The organism is Gardnerella vaginalis (assembly GCF_001563665.1).
GTDB classification, from domain to species: domain Bacteria; phylum Actinomycetota; class Actinomycetes; order Actinomycetales; family Bifidobacteriaceae; genus Bifidobacterium; species Bifidobacterium vaginale_A.
This window is the reverse complement of sequence record NZ_KQ961877.1, coordinates 15,785-36,070: the sequence shown is the minus strand read 5'-3', so window position 1 is coordinate 36,070 and position 20,286 is coordinate 15,785. Positions and strand designations below refer to the sequence as shown.

The 20,286-nt window shown below is 39.7% G+C and carries 11 protein-coding genes and 2 pseudogenes; 9 read left to right on the top strand and 4 right to left on the bottom strand.

Annotated elements, in window-relative coordinates:
- Positions 1 to 5,427 (top strand): MiiA motif-containing surface protein (locus tag HMPREF3230_RS05990; protein WP_082266329.1); only part of this gene is annotated, 5,427 nt, incomplete at its 5' end.
- Between the two features lie 67 nt (positions 5,428 to 5,494).
- On the opposite strand, the gene HMPREF3230_RS05985 is transcribed toward HMPREF3230_RS05990, so the two are convergent.
- Positions 5,495 to 6,469: a hypothetical protein gene (locus tag HMPREF3230_RS05985; protein ID WP_155642932.1), complete on the bottom strand. Its 975-nt coding sequence runs from the start codon at positions 6,467 to 6,469 to the stop codon at positions 5,495 to 5,497.
- A gap of 393 nt (positions 6,470 to 6,862) precedes the next feature.
- On the opposite strand from HMPREF3230_RS05985, the gene nusA reads away from it, so the two are divergent.
- The 6 genes and pseudogenes from nusA (at position 6,863) to ribF (ending at position 14,302) form a co-directional block, all read left to right on the top strand.
- On the top strand, positions 6,863 to 7,918 hold the full coding sequence (gene nusA, locus HMPREF3230_RS05980; RefSeq protein ID WP_075524016.1) for a transcription termination factor NusA: 1,056 nt from the start codon (positions 6,863 to 6,865) through the stop codon (positions 7,916 to 7,918).
- A gap of 256 nt (positions 7,919 to 8,174) precedes the next feature.
- Positions 8,175 to 8,336: pseudogene (locus tag HMPREF3230_RS06750) on the top strand (translation initiation factor IF-2 N-terminal domain-containing protein); the annotation flags it as partial.
- 630 nt (positions 8,337 to 8,966) lie between these two features.
- Positions 8,967 to 11,288: pseudogene (infB, locus tag HMPREF3230_RS05975) on the top strand (translation initiation factor IF-2); the annotation flags it as partial.
- Between the two features lie 2 nt (positions 11,289 to 11,290).
- Positions 11,291 to 11,872 carry a 30S ribosome-binding factor RbfA gene (rbfA, locus tag HMPREF3230_RS05970; RefSeq protein ID WP_075524014.1) on the top strand — a complete coding sequence of 194 codons (582 nt, stop codon included), beginning with the start codon at positions 11,291 to 11,293 and terminating at the stop codon, positions 11,870 to 11,872.
- Between the two features lie 9 nt (positions 11,873 to 11,881).
- Positions 11,882 to 12,949, top strand: a complete 1,068-nt coding sequence (truB, locus tag HMPREF3230_RS05965) for a tRNA pseudouridine(55) synthase TruB (RefSeq protein ID WP_075524013.1) — start codon at positions 11,882 to 11,884, stop codon at positions 12,947 to 12,949.
- A 75-nt stretch (positions 12,950 to 13,024) separates the two neighbouring features.
- The gene (gene ribF / locus HMPREF3230_RS05960; RefSeq protein ID WP_075524012.1) at positions 13,025 to 14,302 is read left to right on the top strand and encodes a bifunctional riboflavin kinase/FMN adenylyltransferase; all 1,278 of its coding nucleotides are present in this window, start codon (positions 13,025 to 13,027) and stop codon (positions 14,300 to 14,302) included.
- Between the two features lie 77 nt (positions 14,303 to 14,379).
- On the opposite strand, the gene radA is transcribed toward ribF, so the two are convergent.
- Entirely contained in the window at positions 14,380 to 15,933 is a 1,554-nt protein-coding gene (gene radA / locus HMPREF3230_RS05955) for a DNA repair protein RadA (RefSeq protein ID WP_075524011.1), read from the bottom strand.
- A 115-nt stretch (positions 15,934 to 16,048) separates the two neighbouring features.
- On the opposite strand from radA, the gene HMPREF3230_RS05950 reads away from it, so the two are divergent.
- Together HMPREF3230_RS05950 and HMPREF3230_RS06335 are read left to right on the top strand one after the other, a co-directional pair.
- Positions 16,049 to 16,663 carry a hypothetical protein gene (locus HMPREF3230_RS05950; RefSeq protein ID WP_075524010.1) on the top strand — a complete coding sequence of 205 codons (615 nt, stop codon included), beginning with the start codon at positions 16,049 to 16,051 and terminating at the stop codon, positions 16,661 to 16,663.
- 202 nt (positions 16,664 to 16,865) lie between these two features.
- The gene (locus HMPREF3230_RS06335; protein WP_004268639.1) at positions 16,866 to 16,955 is read left to right on the top strand and encodes a 30S ribosomal protein bS22; all 90 of its coding nucleotides are present in this window, start codon (positions 16,866 to 16,868) and stop codon (positions 16,953 to 16,955) included.
- Between the two features lie 305 nt (positions 16,956 to 17,260).
- Here HMPREF3230_RS06335 and rpiA read toward each other — a convergent pair whose 3' ends face one another.
- Positions 17,261 to 17,959, bottom strand: a complete 699-nt coding sequence (gene rpiA / locus HMPREF3230_RS05945; RefSeq protein ID WP_075524009.1) for a ribose-5-phosphate isomerase RpiA — start codon at positions 17,957 to 17,959, stop codon at positions 17,261 to 17,263.
- Between the two features lie 175 nt (positions 17,960 to 18,134).
- Positions 18,135 to 19,190: a ribonuclease H family protein gene (locus tag HMPREF3230_RS05940; RefSeq protein ID WP_075524008.1), complete on the bottom strand. Its 1,056-nt coding sequence runs from the start codon at positions 19,188 to 19,190 to the stop codon at positions 18,135 to 18,137.
- Positions 19,191 to 20,286 lie beyond the last annotated feature (1,096 nt).

Below are 20,286 nucleotides of genomic sequence, written 5' to 3'. Positions count from 1 at the left end.
GGGGGGGGGGTATTCATTTCTCCTTCGCTTGCATATGCTGATGGTTATGTAGCACCTGACGGAAACATTTACTACGGTTATAAGTCAGACGCAGATTATAGTAAAAACCGCATTAAAATTGAAGTTCATTACTACAGCAGCAAAGAAGATGCTGAGAATGATAGGAACCAAGATCCTCTTGGAAAGTTTGTACGCGTAAAGTATGTTGCAAATCTTAACGATAAACAAGAATTTGATAGATGGGCATTCCGTCCAATGTGGTGGTATGGTGTTCCAGCTGGTTTAACTGACGTACACAATATTATCTACAGCCGTTTTGAGAAGTATACAGATGCAGGAACGCCTTCTACTTCGCAGCCTTCTGCTCCGGGTATTAAAAAAGATAGTGATAACGTAACTAAGCACTACAAAGACGCAAAGGACTGGAAGAGTATTTCCAGATTCTACGTTGAAGATCCAAGCAAGCTTAAGTCTATGAACGGCTTGAAAACTCTACTTGGAATAGATGGCGGTCAAAACAAAGGTTACGATGGTAATACTGCAGGAAATTGGGAAGAATTTTATGCTGCATCTAAGGGCATGCAAGGAATGTTTATTGATTGGGAGTCTGCAGGTAAGCGCTTCTATGAGATGACTTACGTTGCAGAGTTGAAGGATGAAGCATGGAAGAACCGTGATGAGCATCCGCTTCGTTTTGCTGCTGGCGTTTACCGTTTTGCTGGTAATTGGCATATTGCTACTGGTCAGATTCACCGCGCTCCAAAGATTGCAGATAGCTTGAAGAACGTTAAATATCCATCTTTGACGACTGTTGTTAATGCTAATGAACTTAATGGTAATGAAAAGACTTCAGTTGAGGAAGCTATTAAGAAAGCTAATGAAAACACAAAGCATTTCACAGATCTTCTTGACAAGATTGATGTAGCTAAAGACGGTACTGCAACTCTTACTTTCCATGACAAGACAACGATTACAATGCCTGGAAAGTTGCTTGTAGTAGAAGATAAAAAAGATAACGTTAAGTTCCCACCTGTATACCCGGCTCCGATTGGCGTTGTGAAGCCTGAGAGTTTAAGTGATGCGGATAAGCAGGCGATTATTAAAGGCTTTAAGGACGCTAATAAAGACAAAGAGTTTTTGAACAAAGTTTCTAAGACGGATTCTGAAGCCTATAAGTTTGACAACACCAAGCATGAACTTACTATTACTTATACTGATGGCTCTACGATCACAGTTCCTTATTCCTCTTTGGTGTATCAGGGTGCAACTATCGCCGATTGGGCTCCTTACGTTGTGCCTTCTCCAATTGAGGTTGAAAATCTTTCAAGCTTAAGTGAACAAGAAAAGAAACAGGTTACTGACGCTTTCGACACAGCAAACGCTGACTTGGATGTTTACAATAATGCAAAGAAGAATGGTGCAACTCCTGTAACATTTGATGATGGTTTTAAGAACGCTATCATTACTTGGGCTGATGGCTCTACTAGCGCAATTCCTTCATGGCAATTCTTAACTAAGAAGCCTGCTGCTCCAACTCCTCAGCCACCTGCTCCAAAGCCAGCTGAAGAAAAGAAGACGTTCACGGTTGATTTGCCGGTTAAACCTACTTCTGTTAATTTTAATCCATTCAATATGAAGGACTCGGATTTAACAGATACTAATAATTCTACGCAACTTGATTCTATTAAAGGCGTATTGAAAGCAAAGGGTGGTAAGGATTCTAAGAATCCAAATACAAAAGTAGCCATTGATAGCGTTGAATATAGTGTTGAAAACGGTATAGGCTACATCACATTTAAGGCAACTGGATACGAAAATGCCAAGTATCCAATGGGTATGTTCTTTAAGCAGAAACCTGGTATGCAAACTCCTAAGGAAACTGAACATAATCCACAAGGAAAGACTCAATATAAGTACAAAGTTCAGCCTGTAGAATATGAAGGTGATACCGCTAACGCTCTAGATTGGGTAAAGGCTTTGAAGCAGTTTGTTAAGTCTAACTACGGCAAAGATTTAACGAATGATCTTACAGTTACTGAAACATATGTATTGCCTGAAGGTATAAAACCTGTAGAAGGTACTCAAGGATTACAACGTTTCGTTAAAGGTGAGAATGACGATAATGGTGTAGCTACTATTCATATTGGTGATAAGGGAGTCTTAGAAGTACAAGGTTACGAAAAGGGAGATAGTAGTCCGAAGACTCTATTCACTGTTCCAGCGAGCGAGTTGTACGTTAAGAAGAATGCTAGTGGCATTGATCACACTGTTTCGGATTTGAAGGATCTTGCTAAAAAGATTCGCGATGCAAAGAAAAACAGTGGTGTAACAGACAACGATTTGAAGCGCGCTGGTATTGATGCTAGTGACAACACTATCAACGGCATGAATGACGAAAAGGCTCTTCGTGAGCTTATTCGCAAGCTTACTGATGCCAAGAAGGCGGAGTATAAGTACAATACAAATCCGTACGAGGTTAGTAATCCAACTGCGCAACCGACTGATAATGATTTCCAAGCTGCAGTTAAGCAATTCCTGAAAGCCAATTACGAGGATAGTAGCGCAACCGAGAAGATTGATAGTCTTACCTTTGATGCAAACAGCGCAACGCTAACAGGTAAGGGTTGGACTCCAAAAGCTGGTACTTCCTGCTTGGAGCTTAATTCTGATACGGTAACATATGGCATTACTACTGTTTCTATTAACGGTGACGGAAAGAGCGTTGACTTCAAGAATGGCGATACTGTTCTGTTTACAGTGTCTGCAACTGATCTCTACAAGAAGAAGCCTGTTGCTCCTGAACCTGCTCCAACTCCAGACGCTTTGGCGCAGATGAAGGAGGATGCGAAGAAGATTATCGATAAGAATCCGTATCTGACTCCTGAACAGAAGAAAGATTACAAGAAGCAGATTGATGATGCTAAGAATCAGACTGCTATTCAGGATATTCTTAAAGCTGCAAATGATAAAGGCAATGATAATAAGAACAACACAACTGATCCTAACGTTCAGCAAACCATTACCGATAACAAGAATGGTGGTAAAGAAAAGAAGGATCAGGAGCTTAAAGCTGCTAAAGAAGCTGCTAAGCAAGCAATCGAGAACCTTCCTAATTTGACTGAACAAGAAAAGAAGGATCTCAAGACTAAGGTCGATAATGCAAATAGCATCGATGGCACGGACGGCGTAAATAGCGTTCTTGATAGTGCTAAGAAGCGCAATGAACTTGAGGGCGTTAAGAAAGAAGCTAAAGAGGAAGCTAAACAGCTTTACTTCCTTGACCACGGTAAGGGTGCAGAAGCTGATAAAAGCGATCCAAATCACAATGAGGATGCTGCTCTTAACAGCGTGCTTGGCTCTACTCCTCAAGAAGATTCTGCGCTTAAGACTTTGGCTGAGAAGTTGCAAGCAAATCCTGCATCTGCAGCTGATATTCGTGATGCTCTCGAAGCAGCAAAGAAAGCTAATGTGGAAAACACGCAGAAAGCAAAAGATGTTGCAACAAAGAAACTTGAAGAGAAGAAAGATGCGCTTAAAAATGCTTATGACGCATTGACTCCTGATCAGCAAAATACTGCTAAAACTGCATATGAAGCTGCTATTCAAGCAATTGATAATGCTGAATCTTCTGTTAAAAGTGCTACAAAGCCTTCTGAAATCAAGACTGCTCTTGGAAGCGTGAAAGATGAAACCATCAACGCTGCAAATCAAGCAATCGAAGCTGCTAAGCCAAAGCACGATGCTTCTGGTAACACCAACGATAATGCTGCTGCTCTTGAAAAAGAGAAGAAGGAACAGATTGATCGCATCAATGAAAGTGACTTGCCTGAAGATAAGAAGCAAGAAGCTATTGGCAAAATCAACAAGGCTGATAAGCTTGGTGACCCAACGGGTATTGCTAACCGTTATTTGAAAGCTAAGAAGATTGATGATGCTCTTAAAGCTATTGATGACTTCAAGCATTTAAACAATGCTCAGAAGGATGCTTTTAAGGCAATTCTCAAAGATACTGATGCTTCTGATCACAAGAACGATGACGGCTCAACTTATGACGACATTGACGATGTGCTCGCTAAAGCTGCAAACACAGATAATGCTATGGCTCGTCTTGAAAGTTTGAAGATAATTGCAGAGGAGTTTGCCAAAGGTGAAAAGTATAAGGGTGCTAATGATACTCTGAAGAAAGCATTTGACGATGCTTCTACTGCTGCAGGTTCTGTACTCGATAAGGCTAAAGGTGCTGATAAGGGTGCTGATGAAGTCAATACTTTGTATGACGATCTTCTTAAAGCAATGCGCGTTATTGATCCTAATGCCAAGAGCGCAGGTCTTAAGACTGATGCTCTTCAAGCTGAGATTGACTCCGATAATGCCTACAAGCCAAGTGAAACTGAACCTAAGACCCCGGGCAATCCTGTTTACAACACTTCTTCTAAAGAAAAGAAGGCTGAGTTTGACAAGGCTTTGGGTGAAGCTCAAACAGTTTTGAATGGTGCTGCTACTGCTGATATTTCTACTGCAGATAAAGAATCTAATGAGCAGAAGGAGATTGACGCTGCTCTTGAAAAGCTTGTTAAAGCTCGCTTAGCTCTTGACGGCGTTGACACAACTGATTTGCAAAATGAGATTGGTCAAGAATCTGCAACTACTTCTTCCGATGCGTATAAGTATGATTCTCAAGAAAATCAGAACGCTTATAATAACGCTCTGAAAGCTGCTAAGGATCTCATAAAACAGTTGACTAGCGATGACCAGAGCCAAGATCCATCTCAAGGCGGCGAGAAGAAGCCAAAGACTCAAGCTGAAAAGCAAAAAGCTGTTAATGAAGCTCTTGCAAATCTTCAAGCTGCTCGCAAAGCTCTGAAAGGCGTTGCTCCATCTAATTCAGGTTCTGGAGATAGTGGAAGCACTGGCGTTTCAGATTCTGAGCCAACAACAGTAGACAAGAGTGAGTTGAACTTGCAAATTGATAGCACTGAGTCAGATAGTAAAGATGGCAATGCTGGTACTTCCGGCACGTCTTCTAACAATGCGTCTGGCGAAGGTAATTCTAATGCTATTAAGAAAGCTGTTGAGGATTCTAAAGAAGTTAAGGAAGCAGATTCTAAAGTTGCTCAAGCTCAAGCTAATTTGGATGCAGCATTAGAAGAAGCTAAGAAAGTTTATGAAGATCCTCAAGCCACTCAAGCTCAAGTTGATGCTGCAACGTTAAAGCTTAAAGCTGCTCGTAAAGCTTTGGAAGATGCAAAAGCCAATGCTGCTAAAGTTCGCGCTGATGTGCTAAAGAAGTTGCTAAAGTCTAAGAAACTCAGTAAGACTGGCAGCAACGTATCTGTGATTGCTATGTTTGCTTCTGTGATTTCACTAGCTGCAGGCGCAATCTTCGTTTCAAAGCGCCGCGGAATCTCACGTCACAGCAATAAGTGAGATTGTGAAGTAAAAAGCGCAAGTTAAAATCCTCGCTTATAATCTTCGGATTGTAAGCGAGGATTTTTTATTTAGAAGACTTATAAGTTAGGCTTGAAGATTCGTCTGTAGGGTATCCGAGTGAGTATGCGCGAAGAAGCCTTGAAGTAACTAATTTCATGAGTATGCGCTTGAACTTATGGACTATGTCTTTCTCGTTTAATCTTTTGTTTTCGCTTTTGTTTTCGCTTTTGCTATTGCTTTCTTCTTTGCTGTTATCGCTTTCTTCGACTTCGTTTTTACTGTTATAAGCAGTTATATACATACTTGTATTAAAAGCTAGAAGTTCTTCTCGAGCGCATTCCATATAAGAAATCGCAGCAATGTCTAAAGTTTTTGTGCTAGTATAATCGCGTGTTTTTTCAGAAGATAGTGCATCAACTGGCATGTTATAAGTCTTTTTTCGCACATCTTCGCCATTTCCTGCAATGTGCATAAAAATATTTGATATGCTGGCGATACTATCGCTTAGTTTAATCAATTTTTTATCTAAATTCTTAGCTGCTAAAGTTTGTAAAATAAACGCAAGCCTGTCTTCGCCTGCAGCTGCTTGAGCTAAAGGATCGTGCGACAATCTCAAACTTTCATTGTTGTGAGTAAATTCTCGAATGCTTTTAATAGCAGATATTTCTTCGTTTTTAGCATAATCATTTATTTTGTTTGATGAATTGTTGAATGAATTGTTTGATTTTTGCGAAAGTTTAAGCATTATTTGTGCATTTTTTATTGTTGCTTCTGCAAATTTTGTATCGCATTGGATTGCGACTTCTTGCCATGCTTTTGCAGTTTCCTTAAGAAAAGAATCTTTAATTGATTCGCTTATTTTACTTTTAGATTTATTACCAAAGCTGCTATTTTTGCTTCTGTCTTTACTTGTGTTTTTGCTCTTGTTGTTGCTTGCGTCTTTGCTTGAGATGACGCTTTTGCTGTTATCCGTTCCGCTGTTTTCGCTATCTACAATCTTTTGTTTTCTTTTTGCAATCGAATAAATTTTATTGCACAACTCCAATTCTTTTTGTGAAGTTTCAAGTGCTTGATTGTCAATACGAACAGATTTGCATGCAGATAAGTTAACAGTTAAACATATGCATAATGCTATGTAAATCAACGTTTTGCATATGTTTTTTGTGATTTTCAAGAAATCCTGAAGTGTCTGCATAATCTAATAGAATAGGCAAACAGTGTGACCAATTAGCAGCCTTGAGATTTTCAATAAATTGAGAGTCTTAAGAATATTTGTTAAATAATGGTCTAATTAGCGTGATTTTCTTAATAAAATTGCGTAAAGTTATCTAATTGGTTTAGATAATTATCTGATTGATTTAGATAACTTAAATAATTAAATAAGATAACAAAAACTGAAATTATAAATGAAATATACGAGAGGACGTGCACGATGGAATTGGATTTGGCGGGAATGCATCAGCTTGCGGCACAGCAGGGGATAAATGCCGAAGAGCTGGACGAGGCACTCGCCGAGGCTTTGCGTCTTGCATATATGAAAACTTCGCATCCTGCTAAGCATGCTCGCGTTGAGTTAGACGAGCGCGCTGGCACTTTTGTTGTATGGGCACGAGATGAGATTCCAGGTGTTCCTACGGAAGATAATCCTCATCCTTCGCCAACTCTTGGAGAAGAGTATGACGACACTCCTCATGATTTTGGTCGTCTTGCTGCTGCTACTGCTCGACAAGTTATTAGTCAGCTTTTCCGTAAAGCAGAAGATGATAGAGTTTTTGGAGCTTTTTCCGGTCAAAAAGGCAAATTGATTAACGGTATAATTCAGCAAGATTCCAAGGATTCTGCAAATATTCACGTTGCTGTTGGAGATGTTGAGGCTATTCTTCCTCGCCGAGAACAAGTTCCTGGTGAGCGTTATCGTCACGGAGAACGCATTCGCGTTTACGTTGTAAATGTTGCTCGTGGTTTGCGTGGCCCAGAAATAGTTGTTTCTAGATCTCACCCTGATTTAGTTAGACGTTTGTTTGAGCGTGAAGTTCCAGAGCTAGTTTCTGGAGCTGTTTCAATCATGTCTATTGCTCGTGAAGCTGGTGCTAGAACTAAGATTGCTGTTCGCGCGAATACTGATGGAGTAAATCCTAAAGGTGCTTTAATCGGACCTGGCGGTGCTCGAGTTCGTGCTGTTATGGAAAATCTTGGTCAAGAGAAGATAGATATTGTTGATTGGTCTGAAGATCCTGCAAAATTTGTTTCGGCTGCTCTTTCTCCAGCTATTGCAACTCAAGTAACTGTTATAAGCGAAAAGAATCAGACTGCTATTGCTTATATACACGATGCGCAACTTTCTTTGGCGATTGGCAAAGAAGGTCAGAACGCTCGTTTAGCTGCAAAGTTGACTGGTTGGAAGATTGGAGTTGAATCAGCTGAAGAACATGCTAAGAAAGTTGAGGCTGCTAAATTAGCTCAAGCTGATTCTTTAGCAAATAAGTAAATTTTTAGCAACTTCGGAATCCAACGTTTCCGGTATGCTATTAGCTGGAATCTGGGCAAATTGCTTAACAAGTTGCTTTGTGAGTTGTTAAGCATGTGGATGACTCTGTAGTCCAGCTGTAAACGAGGTACAAAATCATGGTCGCACGATGATATATCGCAAGGTAAAATATCGCACGATAATATATAAAAAGCTCGCAATAATATAACGTGGCTGCGTAAATATTCGCGCTGCCACAGACTGAGGAGAACACTGAGTGGTAAAAAAGCGCGTGTACGAACTAGCCAAAGAATTTGGTGTAGACAGTAAAACTGTGTTAGAGCGTTTGAAGAGCATGGGAGAATTTGTAAAATCTGCTTCTTCAACTGTTGAGGCCCCTGTAGCACGCCGTTTGAAGACGGCGTTTGCATCCGATAACAATAATGCAAGTGCTACACTAAAACCTTCGAATAATAAAGCAGCTGATTTTGCAAATGATTCTGTTTCTGCAAAAGGCTCATCTACAAATGTTGCGTCACATTCTTCATCTAAGCAAAGTGAGCAGAAAAAGCAAGTTACAAGTGATAATTCGGACGCTGACGTTGCTAAAGCTGTTAAAGATTCTAAAGCTGCTAAAGCTGGCGATTCTAAGAGCGATTCTAAGAGCGATAAGTCTTCCTCAAAGTCACAATCTAAGCAATCATCTAAAGAATCTTCAAAGTCGCAAGCTAAAAGTGAGCTTAGTGCTAATTCACACGTTGAAAATCATGATTCTCACGCTAATAGCGGAAGTGAAAAGTCTGAAAAGTCTGAAAAGTCTTCAGCTCCTAAACCTGGCGCTCGAAATCGTTCTCATCAAAGTGTAAATACTTCTGGTAATAATTCTAATTCAGCTGGAAGTGCAAATAATAACGATCGACGTAGTGAACGTCATGAGTCAGCACGTTCTGGATTCCGTAATGGAAAATCTGGTCAAAGTCAGAACCAAAGCCAGAACCATTCTTCAGATTCTTCCCAAATGCCTCCACGTCCGCGTCCTCATCAAGTTCACGGAGCAAATTCTGGTACTCCTCGTCCTGGTAACAATCCATTCAGCAGAAAGCAAGGAATGCATGCTCCTACTCCAGGAGATATTCCTCGTCCTCATCCAATGTCGCGTCCATCATCAGAAAATGGTCGCGGTGGCAAACCTGGTCAGGGCGGTCAGGGAGCTGGCAATGGTCGCGGTCGCGGTCGTTCAGGAGCACGTCAAAATCAAGGTCAAGGTGCTCAAGGTGCTGCATCACGTCAAGGTCAGTGGAGTGGTTCACGCCGTTCTCATTCTTCAGGTGGCGCAAATTCTCGTCAGACTTCTAGTAATGAATCTCGCTTTGCAAATGCACAAGCAGCAGCAGGATTCCAAGCAGCAGCTGCAGGTGCTCCAAATGGTGGACCATCGCGTGGTGGTCGTGGCAGAGCTGGAGCAGCAGGAGCATTCGGTCGTCAAGGCGGAAAATCTTCTAAAGCTCGTAAGAATCGTTTAGCGAAACGCCGTGAATATGAAGAGCTTAAAGCACCAGTGATTGGTGGTGTTCGTATTCCTTCTGGTAATGGCGCTACTATTCGTTTACGTCAAGGTTCAACACTTTCTGATTTAGCTGAGAAAATCAACGTGAATCCAGCTGCTTTAGTAACAGTGCTTTTCCACTTAGGTGAGATGGCTACTGCTACACAATCTTTGGATGAGTCTACATTCCAAATTTTGGGCGAAGAAATTGGCTGGAATATTAGCATTGTTTCCGCTGAAGAAGAAGATAAAGAGCTTTTGCAACAATTCGACATTGATTTAGATGAAGAAGAATTGCAAGAAGATGATGATCTTTACTCTCGCCCTCCTGTAGTTACAGTTATGGGCCATGTTGATCATGGTAAGACTCGTTTGCTTGACACTATTCGTAAGTCGAATGTTATTGCTCGCGAAGCTGGTGGTATTACTCAGCGTATTGGTGCTTATCAAGTTACTGTGAATCTTGAAGGAAAACCCCGTAAGATTACATTCCTTGATACTCCAGGCCATGAAGCGTTCACTGCTATGCGCGCTCGTGGTGCTGAACTTACAGACGTTGCAATTTTGGTTGTTGCAGCAGATGATGGCGTTATGCCTCAGACAGTTGAAGCTATTAACCATGCTCAAGCTGCTCATGTTCCAATTGTTGTTGCTGTAAACAAGATTGATGTTGAAGGAGCTAACCCTGAAAAGGTGCGTGGTCAGCTCACTGAATATGGTTTAGTTGCTGAAGATTATGGTGGCGACACTATGTTTGTTGACATTTCTGCAAAGCAAGGCACTAATGTTGATAAACTTCTTGAAGCAGTTTTGCTTACTGCAGATGCTGAGCTTGATCCTAAAGCAAATCCAAATATGGACGCTAGAGGTGCAACTATTGAAGCTCGACTAGATAAAGGTCGTGGCGCTGTTGCTACAGTTCTTGTTCAGCAAGGCACACTTCATGTTGGTGATTCTATTGTTGCTGGTACTTCTTATGGTCGCGTTCGCGCTATGCTTGACGAAAACGGCAATCACTTACAAGATGCAACTCCATCAACTCCAGTTCAGGTTCTCGGCTTGACTTCTGTTCCAACAGCAGGTGATTTGTTCTTAGTCACTTCAGATGATCGTTCTGCTCGTCAAATTGCTGAGAAGCGTCAAGCTACTGAGCGTGCTGCTCAGCTTGCTAAGCGCCGTAAGGTTGTTTCTCTTGAAAGCCTTAAAGAACAGTTCGCTAAGTCTGAAGTTGATATGCTGAATATCGTTATTAAGGGTGATTCTTCTGGTTCTGTTGAAGCTTTGGAAGATTCCTTGATGAAGATTGAAGTCTCTGAGGAAGTTGGAATTCAAGTCATTCACAGAGGTGTTGGCGCAATTACTCAGAACGATGTGAACTTGGCAACAGTTGATAAAGCTGTGATTATTGGCTTTAATGTGCGTCCAAATCGTCAAGTTGCAGACTTGGCTGAGCGCGAAGGCGTGGAAGTTAAGTACTACTCTGTTATTTACAAAGCTATTGAAGATATTGAAGCTGCTTTGAAGGGTATGCTTAAGCCAGAATTTGAAGAGGTTGTTACTTCACATTCAGAGATTCGCGAAATCTTCCGCTCTTCCAAGTTCGGAAATATCGCAGGTGTTATGGTCCAAGACGGCGAAGTCAAGCGTGGTACGAAGTGCCGTATTTTGCGCAATGGCGTTGCAACAGTCAACGACTTGGAGATTTCCAGCTTGCGTAGATTCAAAGACGATGTTCAATCAGTCAAAGAAGGTTACGAAGCAGGTATTAACCTTGGTACTTTCAATGACATTGAGCTTGGCGATATAATCGAAACATTTGAGATGAAACAGATTGAGCGTAAGTAATTATGGCAGGAACTAATCCTCGTGCAGCTAAAATTGCTGCGCTTATACAGCGTGTAATTGCTTCTAATATGGAGTCGCATTTGCATGATAAGCGTCTTTCTAATGTAACTATTACAGAAGTACGCGTTACAAATGATTTGCAAATCGCGAAGGTTTATTGGACTCAGCTTTCTCATTCTGGTAAAGAGCAGGGTGAGCGTCAGCGTGCTTCCCAGGCTTTACAGCAGGCTCACGGACGTTTGCGTTCTTTGGTTGGAGCTAAAGCTGGATTGCGTTTGACTCCGCAATTGCAATTTATCTACGATGAAGTGCCAAGCGAAGCGCATGAAATTGAAGATATTTTGGTTACTGCGCGCGCGAGAGATAAAGAATTAGCTAAAGCTCGTGAAAACGCTAAATATGCGTGGGAAGCTGATCCATATAAAAAGCCTCGCGAAGTAGAGGATTTTGAGGATGAGGATGAGTTTGATGATTCTGATGAGTCTGTTAAAAGCTTAGAAGATTCTAAGGATTCAGAAGATTCTGCTGAAGACTATGAAGATTCTGCTGAAGATTCACAGTTAGATAGTAGCGAATTGGACTAGATTTCTCTAATGAGTGATCAAGCAGCAGATTCAGGTCTTATTCTTATTGATAAGCCTAAGAATGTAACTAGTCATGATGTAGTTGCGTGTGTCCGACACCTTTTACACACAAAACGTGTTGGACACGCTGGAACTCTTGATCCTCAAGCAACAGGTTTGTTGATTATTGGATTTGGTAATGCTACGCGCTTGTTGAATTATTTGCTCGGTCATAATAAATCATATGAAGCTGTTATTCGTCTTGGCGAATCAACTACTACTGACGATGCTGATGGGCAGATAATTTCTTGTGATGGCATTGAAAAAATTTGCAAAATAGAAGATTCTTCTGTAATTCTTAAAGAATTACAATCTGTAGTTTCGAAGAATTTTCTTGGAACTATTATGCAAGTTCCAACAGCATTTTCTGCAATTAAAATCAACGGTAAGCGCGCATATGATTTGGCTCGTGAAGGTAAAGAAGTACATTTAGAGCCTAGGGAAGTAGTTATTAGCGATTTTTCATTATTTGATCCGCAATTTTCTACAGGCTTAAGTGGTGCAAAAGTACTTGATTTGCATGCTAATGTTTCATGTTCAAGTGGTACGTATATTCGCGCTTTAGCTCGTGATTTAGGGCAATTGCTTGGCGTTGGAGGACATTTAATAAAATTAAGACGCACTAGTATTGGCGATTTTTCTGTGAAAGATGCTCGCGTGTTGAAGCTTTGTGCTAAAACTCATGAATTTAAAGATCGAGATGGCGTTTTACAACATCGCTTTAAAGCTGTTCCTGAATCTAATTTTGATGAAAGTAAAGATATAAATAAATATTGCATAAGTATGATAGAGAGTGCAAAATATACTCTTCCTTTGATTGAAGTTGATAGTAGTCAAGCTAAAGATTTGCGTTTTGGGCGCTGGATTACGATTGAAAATAGTCAAACGTATCCTGCAATCGCATATGTAAAGCACGAAAAAACTGGTGATTGTGACGTTGTAGCAGTGCTTCAAATTGCAAAAAATAGTAAATATAAGCAAATCAAACCTGTTGTGGTATTTCCGGCAACACAGAAGACTGGTAAACTAGACAAATAGTGGATAAGATCATGACTTTATACGATGATTTTGTGGCTAGTCGTGATAAACAGTGAACGTGATAGTAGGGGTATGATGAAGGTCATCGATATTCGACCAGATGCTAACGGTATGATCAATTGGCCAACGCTAAGTGCTGAGCGTAAGTCGGTTGTTACGATTGGAGCTTTTGACGGCATGCATCGTGGGCATCGTGAGATTATTGGCAAAACAGTAGATATTGCGCATCGCAATGGCGCTTTTTCTGTTGTGATTATGTTTAATCCACGTCCTAGTACTGTGCATAATAATCCAGATAAATATGACGATTTTGGTGATTCTGAAAGTCCTGTTCCTGTTGACGATCAAGCTTTAAGCAGTGTGCGTCAGCGTTTGCGAGTTATGGCAGATTTGGGCGTGGATCATGTTCTTGTAGTGCGTTACAGTTTAGCTTTTGCTGCAAAATCGTATCGTTTCTTCTTGGGACAGCTTGTTGGCAAGTTGGGTATGCGCGCATTAGTTTTAGGCAAGGATGCTGAGCTTGGTGCTCATCGTTCTGGCAATATTCACACTATTGGAGAACTTGCTCGCGCTACAGGCGTTTTTGAGTTAGTTGTTGTTGATGATTATGGTCCAGGAGATGTTCGAGTTCCAGATCCTATTGTTCGTGAATCTCCACAAGAAATAGGCGATCCATCAAATCCTTCAGACGGTATGAATAAAGCTGAATATCGTGCTTGGAGTAAGGGAATGCAAAATAAAAAGGTTCGCGCTTGGAGTTCTACGAATGTACGTTGGATGCTTGCAACTGGGCGTGTTAAAGAAGCTTTTGAAATTTTGTATCAGCCGCATCGCGTTGAAGGAACAGTAGTTCATGGCGATGAGCGCGGACGTGAGCTTGGATTCCCAACTGCTAATTTAGGTGAAACTATTGATGGATATGTTCCTTCAGACGGAGTTTATGCAGGTTGGCTTATTGATTTAGATTCTGATGCTGTTAAAGGCGTTGGTGCTTCTGATAGTGAAGAAAATAATTCTTCAGATGTTATTCCAACTGCAAGCTTGTTGCGCCGCGATGAATTGCATTTAGGAGCGCGTTCTCCATGGCGTTTTAAAGCAGCGATTTCTATTGGTTCAAAGCCAACTTTTGCCTCTGATGGTGAGCAAAAACATACAGTAGAAGCTTATGCTTTAACTGATGAGTGGAAAGATTTGTATGGGCATCGAGTTTGTTTGGAGTTTGCTCATTTCTTGCGTCCTCAAATGACTTTCAGCTCATTGGATGAATTAAAAGATACGCTTAAGAACGATGTTGCGAAAGTAGAAGAGCTTATAAGCAAAGAAGATTGTGAAACTCAAGATTCTCTTGTTTAGCTGAAAGAGTGTTTTGCATAAAAATATTTGATTATGCAAGACTTAACATTCTCTTTTATAGTCGAAAAATAGTTTCACTAGCTTAATCCCAATGCTTCTAAAGCATCTTTTATACAATGTACTTCGATTATTTCTAATCCTTGTATATTAGGCTTTTTTCTCATCTTGCATACGATTGCGCGTTTATATCCAATTCTTTTAGCTTCTCGAAGTCTAGGTTCAATGCGCGATGCTGATCGTATTTGTCCGTTTAAGCTTACTTCTCCAATTGCGCAAGTCTTATCTATAACAGGCTTAGTTTTAGCTGCGCTCGCTAATGCTGCGATTATTGCAAGATCGCATGCAGGTTCTTTTGCTTTTGCTCCAGCGATTGTTGAAACATATAAGTCTTGAGATAAAAGATTTATATGACCATGTCTATATAGAACTGCTGTAAGCATTGCAATTCGATTCGCATCTGCTCCTGAAACAGCTCGTCTAGGTGTTGGAAGTGCGGAGTTAGTAACAAGAGCTTGTATTTCAATAGGCAAACTTCTATGCCCTTCTAAAGTCATTGTTACACAAGTTCCTTCTGTGTTATTTTCTTGAGAAGATAAAAATAGCCCTGAAGGGTCCACAACTTCTTCAATGCCTTCTCCGCTCATATCAAAGCATCCAACTTCATCAGTTGGTCCAAAACGATTTTTAACAGCTCTGAGCATGCGCAAAGCTGTCTGAGAATCACCTTCGAACTGGCATACTGTATCTACTAAGTGTTCTAATGTTCTAGGACCTGCTATTGAGCCATCTTTAGTGACATGTCCAACTAGAAGTACAGGAATTGAATAAGATTTAGCTACGTCAATAAGTGCGCTCGCAACTTCTCGAACTTGAGTTGATCCACCTGTAATACCTTCAACATCTTGTGAAACAATCGTTTGAGCGGAATCAACTATTGCTAATTCTGGTTGATATTTTTCTATAAGAGATAGAACTACGTCTAGGCTTGTAGTAGATGCTAAAAGAAGGTAATCGTTTATAGCGTTGATTCTAGAAGCTCTTAGTTTAACTTGCTCAGCAGATTCTTCTCCTGAAATATATAAAACTGGCTTAGATTTTGAAACTTCTGATTTTTTAGCTACTTTTCCAGCTGTTTCAAGTAATAAAGTCGATTTTCCAATTCCAGGTTCGCCAGCTATTAGTGTAACTGATCCTGGAACTAATCCGCCTCCTAAAACGCGATCGAATTCTTCAAATCCGCTTGATAATCTCATGTTATCGTTCGCTTGAATTTGTGTGATTGGCTGTGCTATGAAGTTGTTATCAGAGTAGTTTTGTGCTTCAAACTTGTTAAAAGAATAGTTATTCTCTGCTTTGTTTTGATTGTTGTTTTGATTGTTGTTTTGATTCAGATTGTTCTGTTGACTTTGGTTGTTTTGCGTTCTTTTAGTATTTAAGTTTTGCATGTTGAACGTTTGCGTGCGAGTAGTAGATCTACGTGATTGTGACGCTTTAGAAACGCCTATAATTCGCGCTTCATGAAATTCGTTTACAGTTCCCCATTCTCCGCATTCTGGGCAGCGTCCATACCATTTTAGTCCGCTCCAACCGCATTGAGAGCAAAGATAATGAATTGTAGATTTTCCAGCCATGCTTAGACGCTATATGTCTTTCAAGACATTTGTAAATACATTTGTAATGTTTTGCGTTTTTATATGTAATGAATTGTATTTATTTGCCGTCATCGCACTGTGAGATAATACAAGCATGTCATATAGCAGCAATTCAAATTCTAGTTCTCATTCTCATCGTGGGCTATTTATTGTTTTAGCTTCTGCAGGTTTAGTAGTTGTGCTTGCATTGTTATCTGCATTTGTGTGGCCTGGGTGGGCTTTGAATCATTCTGATAACACTCATTCTAAGCATGTTGCTACAGCGCCTAAGACGCCATCTATTCAAGCTAAAAAGTTGCCAACTAACGCTAGTGCTCTTTTGAAAGCAATGCCAGACAGTGTTCTTGATTTTGCTCGAGTAGATGCTTCTGCAAGTGCTATATGGAATAATGCATCTCCTTTAGAAGAATACACATTAAAGTATTCGACTGGAGAAAATGGAGATGATGTTTCCGTTATTGTTGCTCAATGGCCAACTAAAGATTCATCTACTAAGCAATATGAGGCTTTGGTTTCTGGCTTGAAAGGTGATGATTTAGCTACAGGAAAGATTCAAGTTTCTTCAAAGACAGTTGGCAGTTATATAGTGCGATCGTCTGAAGAAGATAAAAATCATGCTACTGTTATTTGGCAAAACGATACAGCTGTATTCCAAGTTTCTGGTGCTAAACAAGCAGTAGAAAGATTCTATCGTAGTTTCCCTATGTGATTTCTTGTTTTTAAAGAAAATAGCGTGTAATACAAGATATTCTCATAATGCTTTATGTTGCGTTTTGCAATTTGCGACATATTGCTTTTAATACATGCTATATTTGGAAAATATTGCACTAAAATAGTGTTTTGGCGTGAAAGTCGTTAAAACGGTGTACCATTAGCCAAGTTGCACACTTTACTAGGATTGGAGGCTTCAAATGGGTTCTGTCATTAAGAAGCGCCGCAAGCGGATGAGCAAGAAGAAGCACCGCAAATTGCTGCGTAAGACTCGTCATCAGCGCAAGTAATATATGCTGAGCGCGTCTGCCCGTTTGGGGGCACGTAATACTTTTAAAGCGTCGGAGATTTCCGGCGCTTTTTATAATTTTGTTTGAGTTTTTTGTTTGAGTTGGTTTGGGTTAATTTGAGTTGATTTTGGTTGGTTTGAATTAGCTTGAAATAACACTAATTAGCCTGAATAAATCTGAATAAATCTGAAATAGCTTGGATCAATCCGAAATAACGCGCTTTAAACCGAAATAATCCAATAATATTTTTTAGATATAAAAAAAATAGAGCCTGCAAAATCGCTGGCTCTACTTTTATTTTTTACTTACTTATTTGGATTTGTAAGAGTACGTGGTCCGTTTGGATCTCCTACAATCACTGTATCTACCATGTTTAAGAACAATCCGTGTTCCACAACGCCAACAGTTTCAATCAAATCTTTAGCTAATTCTTGTGGATGTTCAATACGCTCAAGATGTAAATCAACTACGAAGTTGTTTTCATCAGTGCGGACTTCTTTGCCATCTGCATCTAAACGCAATACTGGCTTGTATCCGCGCTTTTCAAACTTACGAATCACTTGAGCAGATCCGAATGGAATCACTTCAACAGGGAGAGGGAATTTGCCAATTGTATCTACTACTTTGCTTGCGTCAACAATCCACACAATCTTGTTTGAGTTAATTGCAACAATTTTCTCCCAAAGAAGAGCTGCTCCGCCGCCTTTAATGCCATTAAAGTTTTTATCGACTTCGTCAGATCCGTCTATTGTGACGTCAATATGGTCAACTTCGTTGATGTCTAGAATTTTGATTCCGTAGCTCTCAGCTTGCTCTTGAGTGCGTCTTGAAGTTGTAACTCCTGTAAAGCTTAAGCCTTCTTCTTTTACTCTGCGTCCAAGTTCATCTACCAAAAAACGAACTGTAGAGCCTGTTCCAAGACCTACCATCATGCCATTTTTTACGATTTTTGCGGCTTCGATGCCTGCTGCTTTCTTAAGCGCATCTTGTTGTGCTTTATCCATTGTTCCTGCTTTCTTTTGTGATTACACAGCTTAATAGAAGTTTTGTGAAACTAAATGCGTTTTATACTTCCGTAAACTCATCAATAAGCTTCCGTAAACTTCTATATATGCTATGTGTAGTGCATAGTTATATGCACTCATATATACATATACATATTATCCTTTAGGTTGATTTTTAACGATTGTTTGAGTTTGTTTGTACATAAAAAGATGTTGGCTCTAATTGAAGTGTTCCATCTGGCTGAACGTATCCGCTTATGTTGATTCTTCCGCTAATGAATCGAGCTTCGCCTGTAAAACTTGGACTTGTTGCAGGAGCTGGAGTGAATTTTAATATTCCAGATACGCTTAAGCCTTGTATGGATTTGTAATTATTTGTGACTGAGTCTTGTGGGTTTGTGTTTTGCGAGTTTGAGTCTTGTGGGTTTGAGTTTTGTGAATCTGAGTCTTGTGAGTTTGAGTCTTGTGAGTTTGAGTCTTGCGAGTTTGGGTCTTGCGAGTCTAAGTCTTGCGAGTCTATATTTTCTGTATTGTCTAAGTTGTCTAAAGGAAAATCGCTATTCGTAGTATTGCTATTTGTAGTATCGCTATTTCCAAAATCAGGATTAGTATTATTCCCAACAGTGCGATTCGCGTGATACTCCTCATTAGAAATCTTGTTTTCAAGTAAAAGCTTGGCGTCTTCAGGAATATCTGTGCCGCTTGCATAAGGAGAAGAAAGTAGGGATTTCCAGCCTTCTAAAGGAAGATACCCTTTTTTTGCTCCTTTTGCACAATCTTCTGCATAAGTTCGAGCTAAAGTATCGACTTTTTCATTTCCAGCGTTTCCAGCATGTCCTTTAACCCAAACGAATTTTACAGATCCTTTTCTTTCAGATATTTCTGCGTCAATCGCACGAATTAAATCAGAATTTTTAACCGGTTCATTTTTTGAATTTTTCCAACCATTCTTTTTCCAACCGTGAATCCAAGTAGTCGAACAGTTGATTGCATATTGTGAATCAGTTTCAATTGTTAAGTCTTCGCTTCCAGGATGCGCTCGCAAAGCTTCTAAAACAGCGCATAATTCACCAATTTGATTAGTTCCATTACTAGCTCCGCCAGCATCTGCGTTTCCTGTATGATTGTGTTCGTGAGCAGTTCCAATTTCATCGCTATGATCTGCCCAAGCCCATCCCATTGAACCATTCGGATTTCCAAGAGCTGAGCCGTCAGTAGAAACAACAATCATTTTTCAAGCCTTTCGAATTCCATTTTTACGCTAATAAATTATGATTTATATCACAAATTTTATCGTATATTAAAACAAAATCATCGATAATTTTAATCGCTTTGTGTTTTGCGCTTTTCCTGTTTTTATGTTTTCTATTGGATTTTTTGATTGCGTGAGTGTTCATTTTATTGTGTTTGAACACGTGTTTATTTTTATTAGTGCTTGAATAAGCGGTATATATTTTGATAAAAGTAATACAACACAACGTAATTTGTATTATAAGTGAAAATTTTTTTTGTTACTTTTAAAAGTGCGATTTGCTAAATCGTTGGTATTGCTAATAAATCTGGGGGGGGGTATTAGTTTGTTAGTGTTCACTGACTTTTGTTTATATTTTGAATGAAAATTTGTCTAGCTTATAAGTAGTCTTATTTAGTGTATTGGAGGTTAAAAGTGTGCGTTTAACCTCCAATCACTAGTCATATTGTAATAACAAATGCTTATTGCCGGCATGTATTTGTTATTACGTTATTACTTTGTAATTGTGACTATTTGAATTTTAAAAATGAAACAAATTTCATATGAGATTTGTGCGTAAAAAAGAGGGAATATGCGTACGACTACTACTAATTTAAAGCGCATTGTTGCACTATTTAGTGAAGCTTTAATGCTATATGCATGTTGCATTTCGAGATGTTGCAAGTTGTTTTTTGCAAAGTTCATGTATTTGTGTAAATAAGTTTAAAATTTACGGAACTGTATTTGCATAAATATTACTTTTTAGAAATTTGCAATGTTATTCGTTAATTTTTAAATGTATTGCTATAGGTTTTTGTAAGTCTTTTAGTATTCGATTTTAAGTTTTTAATCTTTTGACGTTTAACAATTGTCAGTGGAGTTGCTTTTAAGTTATTGCTAATTACGCGATGCTTTTAGCGTGTGTGATGCTTAGAGCGTGTGGGTTGGTTGTGCGTTGGAGCGCATTTAAGAATTATGAGAATGTTTAAGTTAAGTGAAGTAATGAGCAGCATTTGGACGATTACGCGAGATGCTTTCGCCTTTATAAGCAAGCGTGCCCAGAGTATAGCTAAAACTATTCTTATTTGTGTGATTT

Excerpts from the sequence above, each read along its gene's own strand:
- HMPREF3230_RS06335 (WP_004268639.1), top strand. The coding sequence starts at position 16,866 with ATGGGTTCTGTCATTAAGAAGCGCCGCAAGCGGATGAGCAAGAAGAAG.
- truB (WP_075524013.1), top strand. The coding sequence starts at position 11,882 with ATGAGTGATCAAGCAGCAGATTCAGGTCTTATTCTTATTGATAAGCCT.
- ribF (WP_075524012.1), top strand. The coding sequence starts at position 13,025 with ATGAAGGTCATCGATATTCGACCAGATGCTAACGGTATGATCAATTGG.
- rbfA (WP_075524014.1), top strand. The coding sequence starts at position 11,291 with ATGGCAGGAACTAATCCTCGTGCAGCTAAAATTGCTGCGCTTATACAG.
- rpiA (WP_075524009.1), bottom strand. The coding sequence starts at position 17,959 with ATGGATAAAGCACAACAAGATGCGCTTAAGAAAGCAGCAGGCATCGAA.
- nusA (WP_075524016.1), top strand. The coding sequence starts at position 6,863 with ATGGAATTGGATTTGGCGGGAATGCATCAGCTTGCGGCACAGCAGGGG.
- HMPREF3230_RS05950 (WP_075524010.1), top strand. The coding sequence starts at position 16,049 with ATGTCATATAGCAGCAATTCAAATTCTAGTTCTCATTCTCATCGTGGG.
- radA (WP_075524011.1), bottom strand. The coding sequence starts at position 15,933 with ATGGCTGGAAAATCTACAATTCATTATCTTTGCTCTCAATGCGGTTGG.
- HMPREF3230_RS05940 (WP_075524008.1), bottom strand. The coding sequence starts at position 19,190 with ATGATTGTTGTTTCTACTGACGGCTCAGCTCTTGGAAATCCGAATGGT.